At 71.1% G+C, this 10,453-nt stretch carries 12 protein-coding genes and 1 pseudogene; 8 read left to right on the forward strand and 5 right to left on the reverse strand.

Annotated elements, in window-relative coordinates; translation table 11 throughout:
- From repSA to CCN42_RS21565, 3 genes and pseudogenes are all read left to right on the forward strand, one after another.
- A pseudogene (gene repSA, locus CCN42_RS21555) lies at positions 1–544 on the forward strand (replication initiator protein RepSA); the annotation flags it as partial.
- Between the two features lie 2 nt (positions 545–546).
- Complete coding sequence (locus tag CCN42_RS21560; RefSeq protein WP_420711383.1) at positions 547–750, forward strand: helix-turn-helix transcriptional regulator; 204 nt, start codon at positions 547–549, stop codon at positions 748–750.
- Positions 750–1,997 carry a tyrosine-type recombinase/integrase gene (locus CCN42_RS21565; RefSeq protein WP_086737968.1) on the forward strand — a complete coding sequence of 416 codons (1,248 nt, stop codon included), beginning with the start codon at positions 750–752 and terminating at the stop codon, positions 1,995–1,997. Before CCN42_RS21560 ends, CCN42_RS21565 begins: the two co-directional genes overlap by 1 nt.
- A 145-nt stretch (positions 1,998–2,142) precedes the next feature.
- Here CCN42_RS21565 and CCN42_RS21570 read toward each other — a convergent pair whose 3' ends face one another.
- Positions 2,143–2,712 (reverse strand): hypothetical protein, encoded by a 570-nt coding sequence (locus tag CCN42_RS21570; RefSeq protein ID WP_086737984.1) that lies wholly within the window; start codon positions 2,710–2,712, stop codon positions 2,143–2,145.
- Here CCN42_RS21570 and CCN42_RS42635 point away from each other — a divergent pair.
- A complete protein-coding gene (locus CCN42_RS42635; RefSeq protein WP_158102115.1) occupies positions 2,711–2,881 on the forward strand; it encodes a hypothetical protein in 171 nt (56 codons plus the stop codon). The genes CCN42_RS21570 and CCN42_RS42635 overlap by 2 nt on opposite strands.
- Before the next feature lie 290 nt (positions 2,882–3,171).
- Here CCN42_RS42635 and CCN42_RS21575 read toward each other — a convergent pair whose 3' ends face one another.
- Entirely contained in the window at positions 3,172–3,396 is a 225-nt protein-coding gene (locus CCN42_RS21575; protein WP_086737970.1) for a cold-shock protein, read from the reverse strand.
- A 143-nt stretch (positions 3,397–3,539) separates the two neighbouring features.
- Between CCN42_RS21575 and CCN42_RS41470 the strand changes: the two genes are divergently transcribed.
- Positions 3,540–3,803 (forward strand): hypothetical protein, encoded by a 264-nt coding sequence (locus CCN42_RS41470; protein WP_245877401.1) that lies wholly within the window; start codon positions 3,540–3,542, stop codon positions 3,801–3,803.
- Between the two features lie 15 nt (positions 3,804–3,818).
- Here CCN42_RS41470 and dapA read toward each other — a convergent pair whose 3' ends face one another.
- Positions 3,819–4,745: a 4-hydroxy-tetrahydrodipicolinate synthase gene (gene dapA, locus CCN42_RS21585; RefSeq protein WP_169731498.1), complete on the reverse strand. Its 927-nt coding sequence runs from the start codon at positions 4,743–4,745 to the stop codon at positions 3,819–3,821.
- Between the two features lie 166 nt (positions 4,746–4,911).
- On the opposite strand from dapA, the gene CCN42_RS21590 reads away from it, so the two are divergent.
- Together CCN42_RS21590 and CCN42_RS21595 are read left to right on the forward strand one after the other, a co-directional pair.
- Complete coding sequence (locus tag CCN42_RS21590; RefSeq protein WP_086737976.1) at positions 4,912–5,286, forward strand: DUF3618 domain-containing protein; 375 nt, start codon at positions 4,912–4,914, stop codon at positions 5,284–5,286.
- A 128-nt stretch (positions 5,287–5,414) separates the two neighbouring features.
- A complete protein-coding gene (locus CCN42_RS21595; protein ID WP_086737978.1) occupies positions 5,415–6,119 on the forward strand; it encodes an antibiotic biosynthesis monooxygenase family protein in 705 nt (234 codons plus the stop codon).
- A gap of 16 nt (positions 6,120–6,135) precedes the next feature.
- On the opposite strand, the gene CCN42_RS21600 is transcribed toward CCN42_RS21595, so the two are convergent.
- On the reverse strand, positions 6,136–7,965 hold the full coding sequence (locus CCN42_RS21600) for an endonuclease/exonuclease/phosphatase family protein (protein WP_086737980.1): 1,830 nt from the start codon (positions 7,963–7,965) through the stop codon (positions 6,136–6,138).
- A gap of 343 nt (positions 7,966–8,308) precedes the next feature.
- Here CCN42_RS21600 and CCN42_RS21605 point away from each other — a divergent pair, with 343 nt between their 5' ends.
- Positions 8,309–9,736, forward strand: coding sequence for a hypothetical protein (locus CCN42_RS21605; RefSeq protein ID WP_086737982.1), 1,428 nt, complete (start codon positions 8,309–8,311; stop codon positions 9,734–9,736).
- Positions 9,737–9,837: 101 nt separating this feature from the next.
- Here the strand turns inward: CCN42_RS21605 and CCN42_RS21610 are convergent.
- Positions 9,838–10,453, reverse strand: a 616-nt coding sequence (locus tag CCN42_RS21610; protein ID WP_211294766.1) for a TerD family protein, incomplete at its 5' end; no start/stop codon positions are given.

The following is a 10,453-nucleotide window of genomic DNA, read 5'->3' on the forward strand; positions in this document are numbered from 1 at the left end:
GGGCACCCAGCTCGACGTACGGCCGATCAAGGCGTTCGGGGACGGCTCCGAGATCACGGAACAGGCCGTCGCCTCCTACGTCGCGAAGTACGCCACGAAAGCGGCGGAGAACACCGGCACCCTCGACCGGCGCATCGGTGAGCTGTCGGAACTCGACCGCCACGGCGTACCCGACCACACCCGCCGCCTCGTCGCCGCCTGCAAGCTCCTCGACCCGCTCTACCCAGACCGGCGGCTATGGGCCTGGGCGCACATGCTCGGCTTCCGCGGCCACTTCTCCTCGAAGTCGCGCCGCTACTCCACCACCCTCGGCGCTCTCCGCCAGTCCCGCGCCGACTACCGCGCCGCGCAGGAACGCGCCGCCCTTGGCCTGGACGACGCCGAGCCGGACACCGTGCTCGTCCTCGCTGACTGGCAGTACGCCGGCCACGGCCACAGCCCCGGCGAATCCCTCCTCGCCGCGACCATCGCCCGCGACCTCCAGCTCAACCGCGAAACCGCCCGAGAGGCACTTGCCGCGCTGCCTGACGAAAGGGAGTGGTGACCGTGGCGACACGCCTGCCCGACCGGTACCTGACGCCCGAGGACCTGGTCGAGCTGTTCGAGCTGCCCAGCGTCGAGACGGTCTACCAGTGGCGCCGCAAGCGCATCGGCCCCCGCGGCTTCCGTGTCGGCCGGCATCTCCGCTACGACCCCGAAGACGTCCGCGCCTGGGTGAAGTCCCGCATGGAAGAAGGAGCCGCCGCGTAATGGCCGGACACGTCCAAGACCGCTGGTACAAGAGCGTTCCCGGCCTCGACGGCAAGACCGTCCGGGTCAAGACCGACCGATACGGCGTCGGCCACCGCTACCGCGCCCGGTACATCGCGCCGGACGGCTCCGAGAAGTCCAAGAGCTTCCCGGACAAGCAGAAGCGCAAGGCGGACCAGTGGCTCGCCAACATCGAAGCGGACATGTCGCAGGGGCGGTACATCGACCCGGCCGCGGGCTCGGTGACCTTCGGCGAGTACGCCAAGAAGTGGATGGCGGCGCTCACCATCGACCCGGTGACCCGTGAGAGTGTCGAGATCCGTCTCCGGGTCCACGCCCTTCCGTACCTCGGTGATCGGCCGATGGCCTCCTTCCGCCCCTCCCACCTGCGCGCATGGATGAGGGAGCTGGAAGCCACAGGACGCGCGGCGTCCTACCGGCGGTCGATCTTCGCCAACGTGTCCGCCGTGTTCACGGCCGCCGTGGAAGACCGGATCATTGCCGAGAACCCCTGCCGCGCTCGCTCCGTCCGGGCGCCGTCCCTCGACGGGCGCAAGATCAAGCCCTGGTCCATCGAGCGGGTGATGGCAGTACACGAGGCGCTGCCGAACGCCTACCAAGAGATGGTGTCCCTCGGGGCGGGATGCGGCCTCCGGCAAGGCGAGATCTTCGGCCTGGCGCTCGAAGACGTCGACTTCCTCGGGGGCACGGTCCACGTCGTCCGGCAGGTCAAGCTTCTGCGAGGCACGCAGCTGGTCTTCGGCCCGCCCAAGGGCGGCAAGGAACGGCACGTGCCCTTGCCCGAGACGGTCGCCTTCGCGTTGGCCGATCACATCACGAGGCACGAGCCGGTAGAGGTCACGCTGCCCTGGAAGACTCTGGACGGCCCGCCCGTCTCGGCCTCCCTGCTGTTCGCCAACACTCGGAATAAGGCTCTGGCTCTGCACCGGAACCGCTTCAACCAGTACGTGTGGCGACCGGCTCTCGCATCCGCCGGCATCCCCCTGGGACGCGAAAACGGCATGCACGCCCTCCGCCACTTCTACGCCTCGGTGCTCCTGGACGCAGGGGAGAGCATCAAGGCCCTGAGCGAGTACCTGGGCCACCACGACCCGAGCTTCACCCTGCGCACGTACACGCACCTGATGCCGAACAGCGAGGCGCGCACCCGGGCCGCCGTGGACCGCGTCTTCCAGGCCCCGGGGAGCACCGAGGACGGCCCCGAGACGGCCCCTGGGGCAGGCTGACCCCCTGGCCTGCATCGCGATCAGAACAGCCACAACTGAGTCGGTCGACCAGTCGAGTCGCCTGGTCGGTCACATCGCTGAGCGCCCTTCCACGGCCCGAGAACGGCCTGGGAGGGCGCTGCTTTTCCCGCCCGGCCCGCTCGGGTCACCGACCGCCGGTGAGGATGCCGCTCAGCTCGGCCTGGCGCTTTTTCAGTTCCTCATAGGTGGAGATGACATCGCGCTCGAACGAGACGGGCCAGTTCTGCTTCGCCCGCCATATGTAGGGCACGCCCTCCTCCTTCCAGCGCAGGTGGCTCACGCGCCAGGAGTTGTGGTGGTCGATGAACCGGATGTACGAATCAGGCATGCGCGAGCCTTCGATGAGGTGTGCGTTCGACGCCAGAAGCTCCTGGATGGCCGTGTTTCGGGGCATGAAGTCGTTGTCCACCCAGAAGAGCCACGCCTCCAGATCCTCCGGGCTGATTTCACTGCCCTCCGCGAAGACGTGATGGCGACCCAGGGTGGCGCAGAAGTCCCGGAAGGATGAAGTGCCCTCGTGCAGCAGAAAGAACAGCGGGCCGTACAGCCGCTCGAGCTGGCTCTCGATGTGCGCGAGTTGCGTCTGGTGCTTCTGCCTGTGCCGTTCGGCCCTCTGGGTCAGAACATGATTGACAGCCCATCCGGTGACGGAAACGCTCGCGGCCACCATGGCTGCGATCAATGTCGTGTCCATGCGCAGCACCTACCGCTCTCTCGTCACGCGCCGACCTGGCGCCGATGGCTTGTACCCGGCGCTTCGTCTGCCCCATGAGCTGTCCGAAGTCGGTCTGGGTGAAGCCGCGCCGTTCACGCCAGTGCACGATGCGTCGGCCGATGCCGGGGTGTCCATCGCGCGCCCCTGAGCCAAGGCACGCACTTTGTGTGCCCGCCTCCGTTGTACCGCGTTCTGCGGTTCGGTGTGAGGCCGATCATCACGACATGGAGGCGCAGCTGGGGCCGGTGCGGAATTGCCTTCCCGCCCGTTGGACACCTTGTTTCCCCGCCGTCGGTATCCAGACGCGACCGGTACACGCCGTAGCCACCGCCGAGCGGCGGTCACCGAGCGGCCGCCTCGCCGCACCCTCGAGGGTGGCCCCGTCAACCACGCCCCCACAGTGAGCACCAGGCGGGGCGTTGACGACTCCGGGGTTGATCAGGCACCCCGCGGCACGACGTTCACCGCTCGGTACGCGTAGCCGTCCTGTTCGAAGCCGGGGGCTTCCCATGCCAGGTCGACCTGTTGGCCGGGGGACAGGGTGCGGAAGCCGTCCAGCTCGAGGTTCGAGAAGTGGGCCCGGCAACCGCCGGGGGTCTCGGGGGAGTCCAGGACGCCCCAGCCCTCCTCGTCGTGCCATTCGCGGACCGTCGCGGTGATCATGTGGCAACCCTACGGGTGTGCCGGGTTCGCGACGATCACTTGAACGGATTACCAGCCGTGTCCTCCGGGCCGGTGCCGCAGATGAAGGGGTGGGCGGCGGAGCCGTCCGGTCGGATGTCGACGGTGAGACGAGGGCTGAAGTGATGAGGAACGTACGGGCGAGCGGTGCGGTGCGCCGGGTGGCCGGGCTGGGTGTTCTGACGGCCGTGGGCTGGGGCCTGGCCGGTGGGGTCGCGCATGCCGATGAGACCAACACCGGCTCGCACAACGGGCCCCGGATCGGGCTGATCAATGCCGGGCAGATCGACGATCCCATGGAGGACGTGCTTCAGCACTTCCTCGGGCTGGGGGGCGGCGCTGCCGCCGAGCCCGCCGAGCCCGCCGAGGGGCAGCCCGCGGCTCGATGAACGGCACAGGTCCGGTCACGGCTCCGGGACGGCCTCCCGGTACGCCGCCAGCAGGGCGTCGAGTGTCTCGCGGTCTGCGGGGCGCAGTGGGGCGCGGACCGGGCCGGCGGGCAGGCCGAGGGCGGTGAGGAGGGCCTTCGCGGTGACCGTGCCGGGGAGGCCCGCCGCCATCATCGCTTCGATCAAAGGTGTGGCCTGCCGCTGGAGGCGGGCCGCGTGGGCCGTTTCGCCCGCGTCGAAGGCGTCCAGCACCGCGCGGATGTGACCCGGGATCACGTTCGCCACCGTGCTGACGCAGCCCGCGGCGCCCACCGCGTACAGGGCGAGGTTGTGTTCGTCGCAGCCCGCGTAGTAGGCGAGGCCGGTGCGGGCCAGGACCTTCTGGGTGCCGAGGAAGTCGTAGGCGCAGTCCTTGACCGCCACGATCCCCGGGTGTGCGGCGAGTCGGATCATTGTCTCCGGCTCGATGCGGGTGCCGGTGCGGCCGGGGATGTCGTAGAGCGCGACCGGGAGGCCGGAGGCGTCCGCCACTTCGCGGAAGTGGGCCTCGACGGCGTCCTGCGGGGGCTTGCTGTAGTACGGCGTGACGACCAGGACGCCGTCCGCTCCCGCCTTCTCGGCCTGGTGGGTCAGTTCGATCGTGTGGCGGGTGTCGGAGGTGCCGACGCCCGACAGGATCGAGGGGCGCCCGCCCACGCGCCCGCCCACCGCTTCCCGGACGGCGCGGATCAGCTCCGCCTTCTCCTCGTCGGTCGTGGTCGGCGATTCGCCGGTGGTGCCGTTGAGGACCAGACCGTCGCAGCCCTCGCTCACCAGACGCTCCGCCAGCCGCTGTGCGCCGTCGAGGTCGAGGGTGCCGGACGCGGTGAAGGGGGTGACCATCGCGCACAGGACGCGGCCGAAGGGCGGGGTCGGCGTGGTGGTCGAGGTGGTGTGGGTCATGGGAGCAGTCTCGGCGGCCCGAAGGTGAAGCTCCACTTAAATCTGCTACGAGGTATCGGTAAGGAGAGGTGTGAGGAGAGGGAGGCGGTATGGCACGGGGGGTAGTGACGGTCGGTCAGGGTACCCGGGCGCCGAGACGCACGCAGACCAGGGAAAGGGCACACCGATGACCGACCGGACCAAGGGGCCCGCCGAGCTGCTCAAGCAGGTCGAGCGGACCCGCGGCGAACTCGGCACCACCGTCGGGGAGCTGGCCGCCAGGGCGGACGTCCGCGAACGCGCCCGGGCTCGCGCCGCCGATCTCAGGGACAGGGCGGGCGCGATGACCGTCCAGCTGCGCAGCAGCGCGGCCCAGGCGGGGCACGCCGTCCAGGGCGGCGCCACCCGAGCGCAGTACGCCGTGGAACACCGGGCACCCCAGCCCGTGCGCAGGCTCGCCCAGGCCGCCCTCCGGCTCCCGCGGCCGGTGCTCGTCGCGGGTGCGGCGGGTGCGGTGGTCGTCGCGGCGGGCGTGCTGCGGCGACGGAGCGGCGGGCGCTGAGGTACGGCCGCTGAGGTACGGCCGTCGGGGCGACAGGAGGGGACTCCCCGAAGTGGCTTGACCTCAAGCGAGGTCGAGGTTGAAGGCTGGTCGGTGTACCAACCGACCAGCCTTTTCCGGAGGTTGACATGACCCGCCGTACCGACGCCCACCCCGACCTCACCCGCCCGGACGCCGCGGCGCCGTTCTTCAGCACGTGGCGGGTCGGCACGCCCGAGCGGCAGCGGGCCGCCGTCGAGGCGATCGCGGGAACCTGGGAGCGCCGCCCGTGGCCGGCCGACGGGCTGCTCGGCTACCACGTCTACACCGGCCGCGACGGGGCCACCCTGATGCACTACTCGCAGTGGGCGAGCGAGGCGGGATACGAGGCGTTCTTCAAGACGCAGCGGCAGGAGCGTGTCGACGAGATCGACACCCTCGTGCCGGGGATCGAGCGTCTCGTGCTCGACCGCTACGGCCGTCCGCGCAGCCGCGAGCGGGCCGCCGGCGACACCCGGGTGCCGGGTCTGATCGTGACCGTGCGGATCGACTTCGAACCGGACGCGGCCGAGCGGCGCGCCGACTGGATCGGCGAGGTGCTGCGGGCCCTGGCCGGCGACCCGGCCGGCCACCGCGGCCTGATCTCCGCCCACTTCCACCTCAGCAAGGACGGCACCCATGTCCTCAACTACGCCGAGTGGGAGAGCGAGCAGGCCTACGACGCCGCCCTCGCCGCGCCCGGCGAGGGCATCGGCGACGGCGGTGAGCAGTGGGAGCGGGTGCGGACGTACCCCGGGGTGAAGGGGTTCACCGGCACCCGCTACCAGCACGCCGTGGGCCTGCTGCCCGGCTGACCGGCCGGCCCGCCGGCTACGGGCGGAAGCGCAGCACCTGCGGGTCGTGGTCGCTGATCTGGTCGTGGAACTCGGCGTTCAGGTGCACGCTGTCGTACTCGAAGTCGCAGCCGCGCCGGATCGCCGGGCTGATCAGGATCTGGTCCAGGACCTGGCTGTTGCCCTGGTAGACGTACGAGTACCGCTCACCGCGGGGCAGCGACTTGACCGCCGACCACAGCTCGCCGTCGCCCTCCAGGGCCTCGGTCGTGCCGGAGAACTCGAAGTCGTTGATGTCGCCGAGCGCGACGACGTCCGCGTTCTTCTGGACGGCCAGGATCTCCTTGACGAAGGCGTTCACGGCCGTCGCCTGGAGGTGGCGCTGGGTCTCGGAGCTGCGCGCGGGGGGCTGGTACTGCGAGGTCAGACCCTGGTCGCCGCCCTTGGAGTTGAAGTGGTTGGCGATCACGAACACCGTGCGGCCACGGAAGGCGAACTCGCCGACCAGCGGCTTACGGCTGTTCCGCCACGCCTCGTTCGCCGGGTCGACACGGCCGGGCGACACGGTCAGCGCGGCCTTGCCGCGCTCCCGGACCACGCCGGTCGCGGTGTTCGCGTCGCCGCCCGCGCGGTCGGTGAAGGAGACCCGCTCCGGGTTGAACAGGAACACCTGGCGGATGTTGCCGCCGGGCTCGCCGCCGTCGGTGTTGTTCGCCGGGTCGATGGCGCGCCAGTCGTAGCGCGGGCCGCCCGCCGCCGTGATCGCGTCGATCAGCTTGGTCACCGTCTGGTCGGCGGCCACCGTGCCGTCGTTGGTGGCGCCGTTGTTGTCCTGGATCTCCTCCAGGGACACGATGTCGGGGGAGCGCAGGTTGGTGACGATCGCGGCGGCGTGCGCGGCGAAGGTGTCGTCGGACGGGTCCAGGTTCTCGACGTTGTACGTCGCGACCGCCAGCTCGCCGTTCTTCTGCTTGCGGGTGGTCTCGCGCTCCAGGCCGCCGCTCTCCAGCGTGCCCAGTTCGCTCGCGACGAGGGTGTAGCCGCCGAACTGGTTGTAGTCCAGCGGGCCGGTGGTGGCGCCCGCGAGGGTGTCACCGACGTTCGCCTCGGGGAAGTCGGCCGGCTTGCCCAGCGACTGGATCATGATCCGGCCGGTGTTCTGGGCGGAGTAGGAGCCGTAGACCGTGCCGCCGCGCCGGTTGTCGTGCTCGTCCGGCTTCACCGTGACCCACAGCTCGGTGTACGGGTCGGTGGCGCCGACCACGCGGGCGTCGGCGACCCGGACGTTCATGCCCTCCAGGGCCTCGTACAGGTCCAGGGCGTACGTCGAGGGCCGGAGCGGCAGGGCGTTGACCGAGCCGTTCGCCGCCGGGTCGCCCGCCGGGGCGTAGGCGTCCGGCACCGAGCCGGCGTCGATGACCGCCGGCGCGGGGACGGTGTTGCCGCTGGAGACGACCTTCACCGTCGGCTTGGTGATCTCGGTGATGGCCTGGTTGCCGGAGGAGGTGCCGCCCGGGACGTACTCGGACACGGTGCCCGACACCGTCACCGCGTCGCCCACGGCGACACCCTTGGGCGTGGAGCTGGTGAAGACGAAGACGCCCTCGCTGGTGGCCGGGTCGGCGTCCGCGTCCGGGTCCTGGATCCAGAAGCCGCGCGAGGAGCCGTACGTCCGGATGCCGGTGACGATTCCGGCCACGTCGGTGACCTGCTTGCCGGCGTACGGCGATATCCGGGTCGTGCCCTGGATGTCACGGATGCGCACGCTGTCCGCGTGGGCCGGGGAGGTGAGGACGACGGTGGACGCCGCGGAACACACGGCGGCGACGGTGAGCGCGGCGAGGCGCGCGGAAGACTTGCTCGGCAACGGGATCCCTCCGGGGACGTACATGAGCGCCGGGACGAGGGTGGAACGGGAGGTCGGAGCCGCGACCGGTGGGGCGGTGGCGACGCGCGTAGAGAACGGGGAGCGGTATGCCCGGAAAGGGAGTTGTGCCGCACCCCGATCGGTGAACAGGTGTCCGCCGAACTTCTACGCGCGTCAATCTCCTGCCTGGTCCCGCCGGTTGTCAAGGTTTCGGCCATGGACAACCGGCGACGAGGAGATGAACCGGGCGGCATGGGTGGATATCCGTCTAGGCTGAGCGGCTGAACCACCGGTCGTACGCCTGGCCGTACGCCGCCCAGGCGCCCCTAGGAGAATCAGCCCGATGTCAGACAGCCCCACCCTCCCGCCGGTACGGCTGGCCTCCGACGCGGAGCTGGCGCGCGACGCGCTGTCCGCGCCGCTCCTCTCCCGTGCCGCCCGGCTCGCCCGCTGGGCCGGACCCGGCACCCGTGTCGACGCCGGCGGCCAACTGGCCGAGGAGCAGCTGCCCACGGCGGCCGAGGCGCTGGGCCTGACCGGGGAGGACGCCGCCGCCCGGGCCGGTGAGGCCTGGCGGGTGGCCGTGGACACCGGGCTCGTCGTGATCGTCGACGAGGAGGAGGGCACCGTCGCGGCCGGCGCCGGCCTCGCGCTGCTCACCGGCGGCTCCCCGCAGGACGTCCTCGGCGTGTGGCAGGGCACCCTGGAAACCGTGCTCGCCGACGCGAGCGTGCCCGGTCTGGACGACCTCGTCGACGCGCTCGACGAGGGGGGCCGGATCGACTTCTCCGCGCTCGACTGGGACCCGGAGAGCGAGGCCGAGTTCCTCGACGGCGTCCTCGCCAACCTCTACCTGCTCACCGTCAGCGAGGACGGCCCCGGCGACGGCCCCGTCCCGCTGCCCGCGCTCGCCGCGTCCGTCATCGTCCCCGACGACATGGCCGAACCCACCAACGACGTCCTGCAACAGGTCTCCGACGCGATGATGCGGCTCGACGACCAGTTCCGGATGCTGGAACCGGTCGGACTCGTCGAGTACCGGCCGGTCGACGAGGCGCTGATGACCGACGCCGACGAGGAGCCGGGCGCGCCCGTCGACGACACCGACGTCACCCGCTACGGCCTGGTCCGCCTCACCCCGCTCGGCCGGTACGGACTGCGCGCCCGGCTGCTGGAGGCCGGATTCGACGCGCCCGCCGTCGGAGAGCTCGCCGACAAGGGCGCCGACGCCCTCCTCGACGGCACCTCCGGATTCGGCCCGCGGGCCGCGCAGGCCGAGACCGAGCAGTGGCTCGCCCGTCGCGAACCCCTCGCCGCCGCACGTGAGTTGCTGGCCGCCGCACGCGGCGCCGACGCCGGGGCGCCGCTGCGCCGGCTGCGCTGCCAGCAGGCGCTGTCACTGGTCGGTGCCGAGGCCGAGCCCGCGCTGCGGGACGTGCTGGACGACGCCGAACTGGGCGGACTCGCCCGGGTGTGGCTCAGCGAACGCGGTGCCGCGGACGTACCGCCGCCGTCCGAGGCGATGGTCTTCTGGCTGACCATCGACACGGTCGCCGCCCAGCTCGCCGCCGAGGGCAACTCCGCGGAGCTGCGCGCTCTCGTCGAGGGCCTGGCCGAGCAGCACGGCGGCTTCTTCTCGGCGGTCTGGCGGGTGGACCACCCGGCCACCGCGGACGTCCTGGAGGCGATGGGACGCATCCACCCCGACAAGAAGATCGCCAAGGAGGCGCGGAAGGCCGCGTTCAAGGCACGGTCGCAGCAGGGCGGCTGAGCGCCTGTGCCATGACCGGCAGCGGCGTACGGCGGCCTGGCCTCGATGGTGTGGCCGCCGGGCGCCCCTGGTCCGGGGCGCCCCCGGGCTCGTACCCGTCGCTACAGCGCCTGCGCGGCCGGCTTGACCATGTTGCGGACCGTGCGGGCCTTCACGAACTGGCCCATGGCCGTCATCTCCCACTCGCCGGAGAACTGGCGGATCAGCTTGGCCATCATCACGCCGGTCTGCGGCTCGGCGCCGGTCAGGTCGAAGCGGACCAGCTCCTCGCCGGTCGTGGCGTCCATCAGGCGGCAGTACGCCTTGGCGACCTCGGTGAACTTCTGGCCCGAGAAGGAGTTCACGGTGAAGACCAGGCCGGAGACCTCCTGGGGGAGGCGGCCCAGGTCGACCGTGATGACCTCGTCGTCACCGCCGCCCTCGCCGGTGAGGTTGTCGCCGGAGTGGCGGATCGCGCCGCCCACGATCGTCAGCTTGCCGAAGTAGCAGCTGTCGATGTGGTTGCGCTGGGGGCCGTAGGCGATGACCGAGGCGTCCAGGTCGATGTCCTTGCCGCGGTACGCCGGCTCCCAGCCGAGGCCCATCTTGACCTGGGAGAGCAGCGGACGGCCGCCCTTCATCAGGGAGACGGTCTGGTTCTTCTGGAGGCTGACCCGGCCCTTGTCCAGGTTGATCTTCCCGGCGCCAGGGGCGGGCGGCGCCGGGAAGATCAACCTG

The sequence above is a fragment of the Streptomyces glaucescens genome (genome assembly GCF_002154375.1).
Lineage (GTDB): Bacteria > Actinomycetota > Actinomycetes > Streptomycetales > Streptomycetaceae > Streptomyces > Streptomyces glaucescens.